Origin of the sequence: Halomonas sp. NPDC076908 (genome assembly GCF_050269715.1) — a bacterium.
Taxonomy (GTDB): domain Bacteria; phylum Pseudomonadota; class Gammaproteobacteria; order Pseudomonadales; family Halomonadaceae; genus Vreelandella.
Genome location: NZ_JBNNIW010000056.1, coordinates 1 through 15,943, shown reverse-complemented (window position 1 = coordinate 15,943; position 15,943 = coordinate 1). Strand labels below are relative to the sequence as shown.

Here is a 15,943-nt window from a genome sequence, read left to right as displayed (position 1 = left end):
AACCTTCCGCCCTGTCTCGTGGCCATGGAAGCGTGTGGCTCCGCTCACTATTGGGCGCGAGAAATTCGCCAGCTGGGTCACGAGGCGCATCTGCTTCCCCCGCAGGCCGTCAAACCGTTTATTCAAGGCCATAAAAATGATGCCCGTGATGCCGCCGGTATTGCGGAAGCGGCAGCCCGTCCGGCGACAAGGCGCGTAGCCGTGAAAACGCAGGAGCAACAGTCACTACAAGCCCTCCACCGGGTGCGCAGCCGCCTTGTGCGCGCTCGGACGGCCGTTGGGAATGAGTTACGTGGGCTGTTAAACGAGTTTGGCATCATTGTGGCCCAAGGCCACCGCGTCATCCGACAAGGCGATATACGCCGATTGCTCGACGAGCGTCACCCTCAGCTGGGTATGGCTTTATGCGATGTCATGCATGACCTCCTGGATGAGTGGCAAGCACTCGACACACGCGTCGCCGAATACGATAAACGGCTTGGCGCTTATGTCCAGGCCACGCCCAGCATGAAGCAACTGATGAGTGTGCCAGGCATTGGTCCAGTCAATGCCACGTTGCTCTTCAGTCATATGGGGGATCCCAAGCGCTTCCCTAATGGACGGCAATTTAGCGCCTCCATTGGCTTGGTACCAAGACAGTACTCAAGTGGCGGCAAGAACGTCTTGAAAAGCATTACCAAACGCGGCAATAGCGAGGTGCGGCGCCAACTCGTTCATGGGGCGAGAGCGGCGTTGAGGCAATTTCAACGTCAAGAGCACCCCGACCGATTGGCGCAATGGATCATTCGGTTGGCGGCACGGGTAGGCCAACGCAAGGCGATTGTGGCCTTGGCAAACAAAATGGCGCGAATTTGCTGGTCGATCCTTGCGCATCAACGCGCTTATCAAGCATAAAAAAGTGAGGCAGCTGCCTCGACGAGGCCCTTAGAAAAAAGTCATCTTGTTGTTTGCAGTAAGCACACCCGAGGTTGCGTGAGTAAGACAATTGATGGCACACAGGTAAGACCGACTCTCTGTCACTCTGTAAAGCTGTTAGGCCCATTGAGAGGCCGCGTGGGAGATTAAGAGCAGAGAGTGCGCATTCCATCAGGGCCAGATAGCAGCGCTATCATCAAAGGCCGGATATAAGCGTGCAGTCCTCATCCGTGTCCATCTCGTGGCTTGCTTGCTCAACGGGACGGGTCCATATAAGGCAGCTTTAACTCGCGACCCTTTAGGCTGCCAGACTGATAACATCAGGGTGCCTGCAGCCCCCTTCGCGCGCTGAAGCGCCCTCCCACCACTAGACTCTCACAACTGGGCTTGCCAGCTTGCCAGACTTAAGGGCTGCTATCCCAAAGGCTATCCCAACGTCTCCGCCGTCACGTTGGCCGCCGCGGGCTGAGTCGAATGGTGGCGATTGATCGCGCTCAACACCCCCTTCATTGACGCGCTGGTAATGCTTTCATCGTTACCTACACCGAAGACCGCCTTACCGTCGATACGCACTTCCACGTAAGCGATCGCTTCAGCGTCGGCGCCTTGGCCGCGGGAGTGCTCGTGGTAGTCGATAATCTCAACATCGTGTCCAGCCGCTGCCAATGCGTTAATAAAGGCGGCTAACGGGCCGTTGCCCTCTCCCTTTAACGTTTGCCGTGTGCCGCTCCCCTCAATCACGGCGTCCAGCGTGACTTTGGGGCTGTCAGGTTCAGACGACAAACGGTGGTTAACTAATGCAAAGGGTACCCACTGCTCTAAATACTCATCCAAGAATGCCTGATAGATCATCTGCGAGGTGATCTCTTTACCGGTGCGCTCCGCCACTTCCTGTACAACCTGGCTGAATTCGATAGATAGGCGACGCGGCAGCTCAATCCCGTGCTCCTGCTCAAGCAGGTATGAAACACCGCCTTTACCCGACTGGCTGTTAACGCGAATCACCGCCTCGTAGCTACGGCCAACGTCGAGAGGGTCGATAGGCAGATAAGGCACATCCCACACCGCATCAGGGTTTGCGCGGCGATCCGCCATGCCTTTTTTAATCGCATCCTGATGAGAGCCTGAGAACGCGGTAAACACCAAATCGCCCACATAGGGATGACGCGGATGCACGGGCAACTGGTTGCAGTACTCTACTTCACGCATCACTGGCGTGATATTGGAGAAGTCAAGCTGCGGATGGACGCCTTGGGTAAACATATTCATCGCCAAGGTGACGATATCAACGTTACCGGTACGCTCTCCGTTACCAAACAGCGTCCCTTCCACGCGGTCAGCCCCCGCCATCAGGGTCAGCTCGGCTGCTGCTATACCGGTACCGCGGTCGTTATGGGGATGAACGCTGACAATCAGATGGTCTCGGTTTTTAACGTGGCGGCAGAACCATTCAATTTGGTCGGCGTAGTTGTTAGGTGTGGCGACTTCAACCGTGGCGGGTAGGTTGACGATCATGCGCTTACTGGCATTAGCACCATAAGCATCCATTACGGCTTCGACGATCTCTACCGCAAAATCCATCTCGGTCGTGGTAAACAATTCGGGCGAGTATTGAAAGGTCCAGTTAGTTTCTGGCGCGGCTTCCATCTGCGCGCGGATCTGCTGAGTGGCTTCCACAGCGATTTGCACGCATTCAGGCTTATCCACGTTGAACACCACGCGACGGAACATCGGGTCAGTGGCGTTATAGACATGAACGATGGCATTTTTGGCGCCTTTCAGCGCTTCAAAGGTGCGCTCGATCAAGTGCGGGCGAGCCTGGGTCAGCACTTGAATAGTGACATCGTCAGGGATCTTATTGTGCTCAATCAGCGAGCGCACAAAGTCAAAATCCGTTTGCGATGCAGACGGAAAACCTACTTCAATTTCTTTAAAGCCGACATTAAGCAGCATGTCGAAAAAGCGTTCTTTACGCTCCTGATCCATCGGATCAATCAACGACTGATTGCCATCGCGTAGGTCTACGCTGCACCAGGAAGGCGCTGTTTCAATACGCTTACTTGGCCATTGACGATCAGGCAAATCAACGGCCACAAAGGGGCGATATTTTTTGGAAGGATCAGTCAACATAATAGCGGCTCTCCTAAAATCAGTCTGTCGTCGGCTTGTCGATGTGCTTACCGCCCACGTCGCTTTGGGTTGAAGCTGAGGGTACATGAGATTGCGTCAACACGGCTTCCATTCGGTTAAGCTGATCGCGTAACTCTCTCACATCTGTGCGCAAGCCCTGAAGCTCAGCGGCCTCCCCCTCACCACTCTCCAAATCAATCAGTGCACTCTCTTTCTGCATAACGTCGAGCACAATACCGATCATCATATTGAGAAACACAAATGCATTTAAAAAGATAAAGGTGAGAAAGTAGATCCACGCATAGGGGTAAACGTCCATGACGGGATAAAGCACCGCGGTTGCCCAACTCTCAAACGTCGCCACCTGAAAAAGCGTCAGCATCGCCAGGGCAATATTGCCCCATAGATCCTCATTAACGTTATGAAATAGGAAACTACCGATCGCGCCATAGATGTAGAAGATGATAAACATCAGCAGGACGACATAGCCCATGCGAGGGATCGACTTAACCAGGGCGACGAGCAACAAGCGTAGCTCTGGGATCATCGACACCAAGCGCAAGACACGGAAAATCCTGAGTAGGCGCGCCAGCAGCACCATTTCCGACTCATCCATGGGGATCAAGCTGGCTGTCACGATCAAGAAATCAAATACGTTCCAGCCCTTTTTAAAGAAGTTGATCAAATTGCGCTCGGCGGCCATGCGAATTAACAGCTCCACCAAGAAGAAGACTGTGACCGCCACGTCCAGATACATCAACCACTGCTCGAAACTGCTTACCTCATCGTACGTACGCGCGCCGATCATCAGCGCGGACAGAACAATGATGGAGATGACGACCGTTTCAAAAATTTTATTACTACGCAGCTTTTCAAAGCGGTCTTGCCACGCTGCAAAAGGCGCCTGTTTCCCTCCTCCACTCACCGTTTAGCCCTCCAAGTCGATGTGACGGTAACCCATCAAGTAGAGAACGGCGTCAATGCCTTGGGTGGAAATCGCCTGGCGCGCTTGAGCACGCACCAAGGGTTTGGCCTGAAACGCGATCCCCATGCCTGCTTTTGCTAGCATTTTGAGGTCGTTGGCACCATCGCCCACGGCAATCGTTTGTTCCAGGGTGAAGCCTTCACGCAGCGCGATAGTTTCTAACAAGTCGGCTTTGCGCTCGGCATCCACTATCGGCTCATGCACGTCACCGGTGACCTTGCCATTTTCTATCACCAGTTCGTTGGCATGAATCTCGTCAAAACCGAGCTTTTCCTGCAAGTGGCGAGCAAAGTAGGTAAAACCGCCGGAGAGGATCACGGTGCGGTAGCCCAACCGCTTTAGGTTGACCATGAGGCGCTCAACGCCCTCCATCAGCGGTAGCTCATTAGCTATATCCGCCAGTACAGATTCATCTAATCCGGCTAGCTTGCTCATGCGTTCGCGAAAGCTCGCTTTAAAATCGAGCTCGCCGCGCATGGCCCGCTCGGTTACTTCGGCCACCTCTTCACCCACGCCATGGCGGCGCGCCAATTCATCAATCACTTCGGCTTTGATCAGCGTGGAGTCCATATCAAAACAGACCAAACGGGGCTGAACATGATCACGAGCATCTTTCTGGATCACGATATCAACGCCAAGCGTTTCACTTAGCACCAGCGCCGCATCGCGCACTGCTACAAAATCCACCTCGCCGACCAGACGATACTCAATACAGTCGATATGCTCATCTTGTTGTAGTGAGGCGTCCGCCAGTCGCTGGTTACTCTTCTCATGCAGGCCAAAGTGCCCCACTAAGGCCGCTACCTGAGTTTGAATGTCCGCGGTTAGTCGTGCTGCTAATACGGTTAGGATCAAATCACCGCGTGCCATTAATTAACTCCTGCCATTATTTATTCCCCAGCCTCTAACCGGTCAACTTTTTGGAAGCCACGGGGCAATTTACTGCCGCGTCGGCCACGCTCACCGCGATAATAGGCTAAATCGTCGGCTTTTAGAGTAAGTTTACGCTTACCGGCATGAATCATCAGCGCTTCGTTAGAGGCTAAGACGGTAAGGCCGCAGACAAACTCCTCCCGACGCGCTGCCCGCGGCCCGGGTATATCAAGCATCTTATTGCCTTTACCTTTGGACATTTCAGGCAGTTGATCCAAGGGGAATAGCAGTAATCGGCCCTCGTTTGAAACCGAGGCAACCCAAAGCTCGTCGCCCTCAGGCACTTCAACCGGCGCCATGACGTTGCAGCCTTTGGGCAGGCTAAGCACCGCTTTACCGGCTTTGTTTTTACCGGTGAGCGTATCGAGCCGCGCCACAAAGCCATAACCACCGTCGGTGGCAAGCACAAAGCGCCGCTCTGGAGGCGCAAACATCAGCCCCGCCATTTTCGCCCCGGCGGCAACGTTAGCACGCCCGGTAACCGGCTCACCCTGGCCCCGCGCACTGGGTAAGTTATGCGCAGAAAGCGTATAGGCACGCCCAGTATCATCCAGCAGTACCAGCGGCTGATTGGTTTTCCCCCGCGCCGCCAGTAGGAAGCTATCACCGGCTTTATAGGAGAGCCCTTCGGGGTCAATATCGTGCCCCTTGGCCGCGCGTATCCAGCCTTTATCAGAAAGCACCACGGTAATCGGATCAGCGCCCATCAGCTCGACTTCAGACAGCGCCTTGGACTCTTCACGCTCTACCAGCGGTGAGCGGCGAGCATCGCCATGCTCTTTACCCGCGGCACGGATCTCTTTTTCGATCAGGGTAGTCAGCTTGGCTTCGCTGCCTAACAGACCTTCTAAATACTTGCGCTCTTTTTCCAGCTCATCCTGCTCGCCACGAATTTTCATCTCTTCGAGTTTGGCAAGATGACGCAGGCGTAGCTCCAGGATTGCTTCCGCTTGGCGATCAGAGAGTTTGAAGGTCGCCATCAACGAGGCTTTAGGGTCATCCTCTTCGCGAATAATGCGGATCACTTCGTCAAGATCCAGGTAGGCAATCAGCAGGCCTTCCAGGATATGCAGCCGATCCTCGACTTTGCCTAGACGGTGCTCTAAACGGCGGCGTACCGTGCTGCGGCGAAATTGCAGCCATTCGCCGAGCATTTCAGGCAGTGGCATCACCCGTGGTCGGCCATCCAGGCCAATCACGTTCATGTTCACCCGCACGTTCTTTTCCAAGTCCGTGGTGGCAAACAAGTGGGCCATCAATGATTCAACGTCAATGCGGTTAGAGCGTGGCTCAATCACCAGCCGGGTCGGCTCTTCATGCGTCGACTCATCGCGCAGGTCAGCCACCATGGGTAGCTTTTTGGCCTGCATCTGAGCGGCAATCTGCTCTAGCACCTTGGCACCACTCACCTGATAGGGCACCGCAGTAATCACAATATTGGCTTCTTCGCGAATGTAGCGCGCGCGCAGTTTTACCGAGCCTCGGCCGCTTTCGTAGAGCTTCTTCAGATCCGCAGGCGGCGTAATGATTTCTGCATCAGTGGGGAAATCCGGCGCGGGCACAAATTCCATTAAATCGGCAGTCGTGGCCTTGGGATTACGCAGCAGATGACAGGTGGCTTCAACTATTTCCGAGACGTTATGCGGTGGAATATCGGTGGCCATACCCACGGCAATCCCGGTACCGCCGTTGAGCAGAACATGGGGTAACTTGGCAGGCAGCACCAGCGGTTCCTGCATGGTGCCATCGAAGTTAGGCACCCAATCGACGGTGCCCTGACCCAACTCGCCGAGTAGCACTTCGGCAAACTTGGAGAGCTTGGCCTCGGTATAACGCATGGCAGCAAACGATTTAGGGTCATCTGGGCTGCCCCAGTTGCCCTGGCCATCCACCAGCGGGTAGCGGTAGCTAAATGGCTGGGCCATTAGCACCATGGCTTCGTAGCAGGCGCTGTCGCCATGGGGGTGGAACTTACCCAGCACGTCACCGACGGTACGCGCCGATTTTTTGTACTTGGCGTTGGCGTGTAGCGCCAGTTCGCGCATGGCGTAAATTATCCGCCGCTGCACGGGTTTCATACCGTCGCCAACATTGGGCAAGGCACGGTCAAGAATCACGTACATTGAGTAGTCGAGGTACGCTTTTTCGGTGTAGCCGCGCAAGGAAAGACGTTCTACATCTCCCTCCGCTACTTGAATATCCATGGTCATCGGGGGTTATACCTCAATGTCTGCGAGGTTGCCGTAATCTTCCAGCCACTTTTTGCGGTCACTGGCGCGTTTTTTGGCCAGCAGCATATCCATCATTTCCATGGTGCCGTCACCATCCGTCAAGGTGAGCTGCACTAGGCGGCGAGTTTCTATCGCCATCGTGGTTTCTCGCAGTTGTAGCGGGTTCATTTCACCCAGGCCTTTAAAACGCTGCACGTTAGGCGTGCCACGTTTGTTGGCCAGTTGCTTTAGAATGGCGGCTTTTTCACTCTCATCGAGGGCGTAGTGCACCTCTTTACCCAGGTCAATACGGTAAAGGGGCGGCATTGCCACATAGACGTGCCCAGCATCTACCAAGCTTGGGAAGTGGCGCACGAACAATGCACACAGCAGCGTGGCGATGTGTAGTCCGTCGGAGTCGGCATCGGCGAGAATACAAATCTTGTGGTAGCGAAGTTTCTCCAGACCATCGCTGCCGGGGTCGGCGCCAATAGCCACGGCAATATCGTGCACTTCCTGGGAGCCATAGATATCGTGGGTATCGACTTCCCAGGTATTCAGAATTTTACCGCGCAGAGGCAGAATCGCCTGGGTTTCGCGGTTGCGCGCCTGCTTGGCACTGCCGCCCGCCGAGTCCCCTTCGACTAAAAACAGCTCGCTTTGAGCGGGGTCCTGACCGGAGCAATCCGCCAGCTTGCCGGGTAGAGCCGGGCCGGAAGTGACCTTTTTACGGAGAACTTTTTTGGCTTTTTTCTGACGGTTTTGCGCCGCACTGATAACCAGTTCGGCAATCGCTTCGGCCTGATCCACGTGGTGATTTAACCACAGCGAGAAAGCGTCTTTAACGACGCCGGACACAAAGCCTGCAATGGTCCGTGACGAAAGCCGCTCTTTGGTTTGACCGGCAAACTGGGGGTCGAGCATTTTTACTGAGAGCACAAAGGAGGTGCGCTCCCATAAATCATCGGCGGTCAGCTTGATACCGCGAGGCAACAGGCTGCGGTATTCACAAAACTCGCGCAGTGCGTCCAGTAACCCGGAACGGAATCCGTTGACATGCGTGCCGCCCTGGGGTGTGGGAATCAAGTTAACGTAGCTTTCGAGCAACGCTTCACCGCCCTCGGGCAACCACTGAATCGCCCAATCGACGCCGTGTTCGTCGTCGTTGAAGTGGCCTACAAAAGGCTCGCGGGGCAGCACTTCGTAGCCGTCCGTCGCTTCAACCAGATAGTCGCGCAGGCCATCGGCGAACGCCCACTCGGTGGAGGTGCCGTCGGGTTCTCGCAAGGTGACTTTCAAGCCTGGGCAGAGTACCGCTTTGGCCCGCAGCAAATGCTTAAGCCGGGTGAGTGCTAACTTGGGACTATCGAAGTAGCTTTCATCCGGCCAGAAGCGCACCAGGGTGCCACTCGCCCGCTTGGGGGCTTTGCCAATTTCATGCAGTTCTTCAACTTTTTCGCCAAACTCAAAGGCCATGGCGTGGCGTGCGCCGTCGCGGGTAACTTCAACGTCTAATCGTCGTGACAGCGCATTAACAACAGAAACCCCTACCCCGTGTAGACCGCCCGAAAAGCGATAGCTGGTCGAGGAGAACTTTCCGCCGGAGTGCAGCTTGGTAAAGATCAGCTCAACGCCCGATAAGCCATGCTCGGGGTGCATGTCGATGGGCATGCCACGGCCGTTATCCTGTACCTCAATGCCGCCGTCACTATGCAGTACGACGTTAATCTCGGTGGCATGGCCCGCCAGCGCCTCATCGACGCTGTTATCAATCACTTCCTGAGCAAGGTGGTTGGGGCGTGCGGTGTCGGTATACATACCGGGACGCTTACGTACCGGCTCAAGCCCGGACAGGACTTCGATGGAACTCGCGCCGTACTGAGAGGCATCAAACTGGGTCATGTAACGTCGGTTCCCTGAAAAATCGTACTGGCAGCCATATTGAATGCTGAAACGAGTCATTGGCGGCTTGCAAAGACGCACAGGATAGCGGAAAAGCAAAAAGCTGTATATCTAGCCATGCTTCATGCTTATTACCAGGGGCGCCGGGGATAGGTCGTAGAGGAGGTCATTTGCCATGGATGGCAAATTTAGCGCCCATGGATGGGTTCACAGCGCCTCCTCGTAGACCTGTCGCCGGGTTAGCCCCGGGCTTGAATGGCTACATTACTCCTGCTCAGCCGCCCAGAACGCTTCAATCAACCCCTTACTGGAAGCATCCATCCGCGATAGATCGCCCTGATGGTCGATGATTTTCTGAGTATCGGTGGCAATCTGTTTGCCCAGCTCAACGCCCCACTGATCGAACGGGTTGATATCCCAAATCACCGCCTGAACAAAGACCTTATGCTCGTAAAGCGCGATAAGCGAACCAAGGGTCGCAGGGGTGAGCTGGTCAAGCAGCACCGTTGTCGAGGGCTGATTGCCACGGTAGCGCTTATGCTCTGGCCGTGGGCCGTCATCTTCCAAGGCGTCATCACCGAGCATTAATACCCGGGACTGTGCAAAACAGTTGGCCAGCGCCAAACGGTGCTGGGTTTTAAGATGGCGCCGGGTGTCCAGGTCTTCAACTTCGTCGTAGCGCTTAAGTGGGGCAATAAAATCACACACGACTGGCTGAGTACCCTGGTGCAACAGCTGATAAAACGCGTGCTGGGCGTTTGGGCCAAGCTGGCCCCAAAGTACTGGGCAGGTGGAGTAGTTAACCGGCTGACCTTGGCGGGTGACTGACTTGCCGTTGGACTCCATCTCGAGCTGTTCAAGATAGGCAGCGAAATACTCCAATCGTCCGTCGTAGGGAAGAATGGAGTGCGCACGGATATCCAGAAAATTGACGTTCCAGATGCCTGCCAAGCCAAGCAGAATCGGCAAGTTATCTTCCATGGGCGCTTCAGAAAAATGGCGATCCATGGCATGGGCGCCGGCTAGAAATTCACGGAAATTGTCCATCCCCACGACTAGCGCAATCGGTAAGCCAATGGTACCCCACAGTGAATAGCGCCCACCCACCCACTCCCAAAAAGTTAGCTGGTGATCAGGCGTAATTCCCCACTCGGTCATTTTGTCAGGGCTGGCTGAAACCCCGATAAAGTGTTGACGCACCACCATCCCAGCGCTAATCGGCGTCGCACCATGCTGCGTTAAACGTCCCAACAACCACTCGCGTGCAGTGTTAGCGTTGGAGAGCGTATCAATGGTGGTAAACGACTTGGATGACAGCACAAAAATAGTGGTTTCAGGGTTTAACCGACTTAGGTAATCCGCTAACTGCGAGCCATCCATGGTAGAGGCAAAATGCACTTCCACAGGATGAATATCTTTGGGTCGGTAATCCGCCAACGCATGGGTGACCATTAATGGGCCCAGGTCAGAACCGCCAACGCCCAGATTAACCACATGGCGGATAGGCTTGCCGGTAGCACCGCGCCACTGCCCGGCGTGTAACCGGCTCACTAAATTTTCCATTTGGGCAAGACTTTCATGCACGGCAGCGACGATATCCTCACCCTCGACTTCAAGCGTGGCATCGGCTGGCAAGCGCAACGCCGTATGTAACGCTGGACGGTTTTCGCTGACGTTCACCCGCTTACCACTCAGCAGCGCATCAATGGCCGAAGGCACACCCGCCTCGCTAGCCAGCGTAAAGAGATGTTCGAGCGTATCGTCATCCCAGCGCTGCTTGGAGAGATCTAGCGTTAAGCCCGCCACCTGGCGAGTAAAGTTCTCCCAACGCGAAGGCTCGGTGCCAAACAGCGTTTTCAAGTGAACGTGCTGCAGCGTTTCAGCGTGATGTTTTAACGTCTGCCATGCGGGTAACGTATCGGGGGTAGCGCTTGATGCTGAGGCCATGTGGCATCTCCAGTGGCGTCGTTCCATGCAGGGTCTGTTCTGGCTTACTCTTCTGACTTACTGTTCTGACTTACTGTTCTGACTTAGATAGGACGCGTAAACTATGCAGCCTTATTAATAATTCTGGTCTGACCATGAGTGATGCATCTTACCGTGACGCTATCTTTTCGACACCCCTTGACCGAGTGGCGAGGTTCTCATTCGATGAAAAGGTGGTCGCATGCTTTCCTGACATGATCCGTCGATCAGTGCCTGGCTATGGGCAAATTCTAGGCATGCTGAGTCTGATTGCCCAGCGTCATCTGCGCCACGGCGCTCATGTCTATGACCTAGGCTGCTCGCTCGGCGCGTCGGGGCTTGCTTTGGCCGGCACGCTTGCGCCTGATGCTTTTCGCTACACCGGCGTTGATCTCTCCCCCGCGATGGTGGCTCAGGCACGGCAAACCTTTGCTGATGAGTGCCCAGCGTACGCGATGCAGGTGGAAGAAGCCGATATCCGCACCCTGGAGTATGCGCCTTCCGGCATGATCATTCTCAACTTTACGCTGCAGTTCCTGCCCGCGGCGGACCGCGATGCGCTGCTGGCACGGCTTTACGCAGCGCTGGAACCCGGCGGCGTGCTGATTCTCTCGGAGAAAACCGTCGATGCTGATGAGCGCGACAACGCCTGGCGGGTTGAGCGCTACCACGATTTTAAGCGCGCCAATGGCTATAGCGATTTAGAAATTAGCCAGAAACGTACCGCCCTTGAAAACGTATTGGTGCCTGACACACTTGATGCGCTTCATGGCCGCTTAACGCAGGCGGGCTTTCCCCGCTCAGTGACCTGGTTCCAGTATTTGAATTTTGCCTCAGTAATTGCGTTCAAGGAGGGGTGAGGTGTTGTTACCCGATGATCACCGTGCCCTGTATCAAGCTTTTTTAGACCAAGCTACCCTCGATAAATCGCTAACACCCTGGCTCGCCAAGCTACCCGAACAGTTGGCCTATGGGCTTGACCGTAATCGTCATGGCGACCTACCCGCTTGGGAAAAAGCCGTGGCTAAGCTGCCCGCACTGCCCATCGAACGGCGTGTAGACTTAAACAGCGATACCGTCAGCGTTGACCTCGACCTTAGCGATAGCCAACAGCGGCAGTGCTTTAACCTGCTCAGAAAGCTCGCTCCGTGGCGCAAAGGCCCTTTTCAACTGGGCGGCATTCACATCGACACCGAGTGGCGTTCGGACTGGAAATGGCAAAGAGTGGCGCCGCATTTAGCGCCGCTTAAGTACCGCAAAGTGCTCGATGTGGGTGGTGGCAGTGGCTATCACGCCTGGCGTATGACGGGAGCAGGTGCTGCTTTCGTTCTGGTGATCGACCCTTCGCCGCGCTTCTATTGGCAGTTCCAGGCAGTGCGCCACTTCGTTGGTGATGCTGATGGTGGCAGAACGCAGTTTTTGCCGGTCGGCATAGAAGATGTGCCAGCGAACCTGGGGTTCTTCGATACGGTCTTTTCTATGGGCGTGCTTTATCACCGCCCTGCCCCGTTAGAGCATCTTCAGCAATTAAAAGCCGCCTTGGCGCCTGGCGGTGAGCTGGTACTGGAAACCCTAGTAGTAAAAGGCGATGAGCGGACAGTATTTGTACCCGGCGAACGCTATGCCGCCATGCCTAATGTCTACTTCCTACCCTCTTCTAAAGCGCTGTGTCACTGGCTGGAACGCTGTGGTTTTATCAACGTACGCGTTGTCGATGAAGCGGTTACCACGCATGAAGAGCAGCGCTCCACTGAGTGGATGACCTTTCAGTCACTAGCAGATTTCCTTGACCCTAACGACCGCACCCGCACCATTGAAGGCTACCCCGCGCCGCGCCGGGCGGTGATTATTGCCAATAAGCCGGAGTAAGCACCGCTCACCTTCTCAAAATCACCAGCCAGCGGCCCAGGTTCATTACGCTGGCGAGTGATGCTGCGACATAGGTAAAAGCGCAGGCGGTGAGTACATGCCGCGCCCCTGCCATATCGGCAGGCGGTACGTACTCTTTCAATAATGGCAGTGCCCGATTAAAGCTGGCATCGAACTCTACCGGTAGCGTCACCAGATGCACCAGAGCGGCCGTGCCAAAGCTGATCACCGCCATAACAATGACGATCGCCAGGCCCCCGGGTAAACGGGTTAATAAAAACAGAAAAGGGGCTGCCATCATTAAAATGGCACCCAATTTTTCGGCTTTTTGTGCGACACCCACCAAGCGGCTGCGCGCCAAAAGCGGCGTATAGCCTTCGTGATGCTGAATAGCATGCCCCACTTCATGGGCAGCCACCGTCACGGCGGTTAGCGAACGACCATCATAGTTATCGGGCGAAAGACGCACACAGCGGGTTTCGGGATCGTAATGATCACCGTACTCGGTACGCTCTACGTTTACGCCCTCAACACCTAAGCGGCGCAGGAGATGATCAGCGAGTTCCGCGCCGGTACCTGGGTAATCGTCACGCCCACGGGTATGCCGTTTGAGCACCCATTTGGCCCACATATTAGGCAATACAAAAACGGCCAGCGCGAAGATGACCAACAGAACAACCATGGCAACACCTATGAGTAAAAACGCCGCTACGATTTATGACCGCATGTATGACCGCAAAAAGTCTCTTTTCGGCCACGGCGTAAGGTGTATTTTTACCATGATGGTCAGCTAGGCTAAAGCATTATGCAGGATCGTTACGCTGCTCTTCTACATCCCGCTTTACTGACGCTAATCCCTGCGCAGAGATATCACCCTGCGAATAGGCATGCTCGGCAATTAATACGCTATCAGCAGCGAGCACCAAGTCGCACTGGGTGCCCACTAACTCATCGCGCAAACGCTGAATGGCCTGCTCACGCTTAGGGTCTTTATCTACACGACGGATATAGATGGCTTTAATACGATCCGGATAGGCTTTTACGATTTCGATATACACTTCAGGGTCGTGTTGCCCACTATCACCAATCAAAATACATGGCAAATCGTCATAAAGCGTCAGCATGCGGTCGATCAATTCACGCTTATGCTCCTCTGCCTTGCGCGGCCAGGGACGACGCCACGAGATTCCCCACTCGCGTAAAAACAGAATAGGGCCGACGGGTATACGGTTAATTTGAAAAAAGGTTTCAAGCATTTCATAAATGGCCCACGGTGCCCGTGAAACATACAGAATGGGCCGCTCGGCACGTTCGCTAACGCCGCGATGAAGTGCCTGGTAAAGCGACGCTACACCAGGGAAGGCAGTGCGGCGATGGGGCTTTTTAACAAACAAGCGGTAAAGCATTTTGAGCTTTTCCGCCACGCCGGTGAACATTACCGTGTCGTCAATATCGCTAATGATCAGTAAATCAGCCTCTGGAGGCGGCACGTAAACCTCTACGTGGGTTCGCACCGGGGTTTGGCCGGGACAGTGCACCATAATATCAGCACGATGCCACGAGACATCAATGGGCAGCGCATGACTGATCGGCAAGTGCACATCGAAATAGCCATATCGATCAGTGCCCACGCACAGCTGGTTTTCGCCAAGATGAATTTCTACCTGCGCGTTGGCCAGGCCACGACGGAAAATGCGCCGTGTCACATCTGCGGTATCTCGCAGCATGCCATGGCGAGGAATAGCACGACCTAGCGCGGCTTGACGAAAAACCCGCCCCATAACGAAAACTTCTTTCTGGGAGCCATAGCCGCGGTAAGGATGGACGACCATCCCCCCACGGCTACTGTCGCCTTTAATCGGTTTGGCAACAACATGGACAAGCCTTTTGACAAAACTTGCCCACTCACGCAATAGACTCATCAAGCGTGTTGCCCGGAGTGACGCCCTTCCTGAAGCTCTTCGAGTAACTTGGCGTTAAAAGCATCCAAGTCTTTCGGTGTGCGGCTGGTAACAAGGCCACTATCAACAACGACAGGCTCATCTACCCACTCAGCACCGGCGTTGCGAAGATCTTGCTCAACGCTGGGCACAGACGTCATACGACGACCTTCAACCACACCTGCATTAATTAAAATCCAAGGCGCATGGCAAATAGCCGCGACTGGCTTGCCAGCCTCGAAAAATGCCTTAACGAAACTTAAGGCCTCATGATTAGTGCGTAACTCATCAGGATTAAACAAACCACCTGGCAGTACTAATGCGTGGTAGTCAGAAGAGTTCGCCTCAGCAAGGGCCTTGTCGGACTCGTAGGTATCGCCCCACTCGGTTTCTGCCCACGCACGAATACCGTTTCCATCAGGAGTCACCACGTGAACATCGACGCCCTCTTTTTGAAGGGCAGCCCGCGGCACACTCAGCTCTGACTCTTCAAAACCATCGGCGGCTAAAATGGCCACTCGTTTACCGTTTAGTGCTTGTTTCATCATGCTCTCCTTTTCGTGATGATTTGCGTTTGTAACGCTCCACTAGTGTGGCGCATACAGCAACAGCGTCAAGCTATCCTGCTAACGAATGTGGTTATCCAATCGACTATAAGCACCTAGGCATTATAGATAACCTTGCCTAGCTCGCTTATATCATAACCACCCAATGCTTCTGCTCGATGTATAAAGCGCGCCTGAAGAGTGAATGCGAATAGTCGTTGGACAGCAGGTTCGAAGTAGCTGCGCCGCTGCATGATTAAATCAAATGGCTCTTCGCATAAAGGAATAAACCCCAACTGCTGTCTATGGGCAGCGGCTTCTACACCTAATCCAACATCGGCCTCACCTTGGCAAATACTAAGCGCCAAATCGTCTTCACTAAGTGAGGGATGAGATGTCCAATCTATTGCCGAGCTATCAATTCCGGCTTGCTCAAGCAAATAGTTAAGTAATTGTAACTATTCAGCACCGGTTGGCTGAGTCGGGGCTTCTTGCTGCATGAAGGCTGGCACCTCCCCCGCAAACAGTTGCTCCAGTGCGGTATGCGCC

12 protein-coding genes and 1 pseudogene are annotated in these 15,943 nt (G+C 54.5%); 3 read left to right on the top strand and 10 right to left on the bottom strand.

Annotated elements, in window-relative coordinates; translation table 11 throughout:
- Window positions 1-894 (top strand): IS110 family transposase (locus tag ACQKE4_RS19315; protein ID WP_427389882.1); only part of this gene is annotated, 894 nt, incomplete at its 5' end.
- A 447-nt stretch (window positions 895-1,341) separates the two neighbouring features.
- On the opposite strand, the gene leuA is transcribed toward ACQKE4_RS19315, so the two are convergent.
- The 6 genes from leuA to pgi all read right to left on the bottom strand — a co-directional run bounded on the left by leuA (window position 1,342) and on the right by pgi (window position 11,022).
- Window positions 1,342-3,048 (bottom strand): 2-isopropylmalate synthase, encoded by a 1,707-nt coding sequence (leuA, locus tag ACQKE4_RS19310; protein ID WP_427389883.1) that lies wholly within the window; start codon window positions 3,046-3,048, stop codon window positions 1,342-1,344.
- Between the two features lie 16 nt (window positions 3,049-3,064).
- Window positions 3,065-3,970, bottom strand: coding sequence for an ion transporter (locus ACQKE4_RS19305; protein WP_427389881.1), 906 nt, complete (start codon window positions 3,968-3,970; stop codon window positions 3,065-3,067).
- 3 nt (window positions 3,971-3,973) lie between these two features.
- Entirely contained in the window at window positions 3,974-4,900 is a 927-nt protein-coding gene (gene serB, locus ACQKE4_RS19300) for a phosphoserine phosphatase SerB (protein ID WP_427389880.1), read from the bottom strand.
- A gap of 20 nt (window positions 4,901-4,920) precedes the next feature.
- Window positions 4,921-7,173 (bottom strand): DNA topoisomerase IV subunit A, encoded by a 2,253-nt coding sequence (parC, locus tag ACQKE4_RS19295; RefSeq protein ID WP_427389879.1) that lies wholly within the window; start codon window positions 7,171-7,173, stop codon window positions 4,921-4,923.
- Between the two features lie 6 nt (window positions 7,174-7,179).
- On the bottom strand, window positions 7,180-9,075 hold the full coding sequence (parE, locus tag ACQKE4_RS19290; RefSeq protein WP_427389878.1) for a DNA topoisomerase IV subunit B: 1,896 nt from the start codon (window positions 9,073-9,075) through the stop codon (window positions 7,180-7,182).
- Between the two features lie 264 nt (window positions 9,076-9,339).
- Window positions 9,340-11,022: a glucose-6-phosphate isomerase gene (gene pgi / locus ACQKE4_RS19285; protein ID WP_427389877.1), complete on the bottom strand. Its 1,683-nt coding sequence runs from the start codon at window positions 11,020-11,022 to the stop codon at window positions 9,340-9,342.
- 134 nt (window positions 11,023-11,156) lie between these two features.
- Between pgi and cmoA the strand changes: the two genes are divergently transcribed.
- On the top strand, window positions 11,157-11,900 hold the full coding sequence (gene cmoA / locus ACQKE4_RS19280) for a carboxy-S-adenosyl-L-methionine synthase CmoA (RefSeq protein ID WP_427389876.1): 744 nt from the start codon (window positions 11,157-11,159) through the stop codon (window positions 11,898-11,900).
- Between the two features lies 1 nt (window position 11,901).
- Window positions 11,902-12,909 carry a tRNA 5-methoxyuridine(34)/uridine 5-oxyacetic acid(34) synthase CmoB gene (gene cmoB, locus ACQKE4_RS19275; RefSeq protein WP_427389875.1) on the top strand — a complete coding sequence of 336 codons (1,008 nt, stop codon included), beginning with the start codon at window positions 11,902-11,904 and terminating at the stop codon, window positions 12,907-12,909.
- 7 nt (window positions 12,910-12,916) lie between these two features.
- Here the strand turns inward: cmoB and ACQKE4_RS19270 are convergent, their stop codons facing one another.
- The 4 genes and pseudogenes from ACQKE4_RS19270 to ACQKE4_RS19255 all read right to left on the bottom strand — a co-directional run.
- The gene (locus ACQKE4_RS19270; protein WP_290836100.1) at window positions 12,917-13,591 is read right to left on the bottom strand and encodes a zinc metallopeptidase; all 675 of its coding nucleotides are present in this window, start codon (window positions 13,589-13,591) and stop codon (window positions 12,917-12,919) included.
- A 121-nt stretch (window positions 13,592-13,712) separates the two neighbouring features.
- Window positions 13,713-14,831: an App1 family protein gene (locus ACQKE4_RS19265; RefSeq protein WP_290836101.1), complete on the bottom strand. Its 1,119-nt coding sequence runs from the start codon at window positions 14,829-14,831 to the stop codon at window positions 13,713-13,715.
- Entirely contained in the window at window positions 14,831-15,394 is a 564-nt protein-coding gene (locus ACQKE4_RS19260) for a type 1 glutamine amidotransferase domain-containing protein (RefSeq protein ID WP_290836102.1), read from the bottom strand. Before ACQKE4_RS19260 ends, ACQKE4_RS19265 begins: the two co-directional genes overlap by 1 nt.
- 116 nt (window positions 15,395-15,510) lie before the next feature.
- Window positions 15,511-15,837 (bottom strand): annotated as a pseudogene (locus ACQKE4_RS19255) (substrate-binding domain-containing protein); the annotation flags it as partial.
- Window positions 15,838-15,943 lie beyond the last annotated feature (106 nt).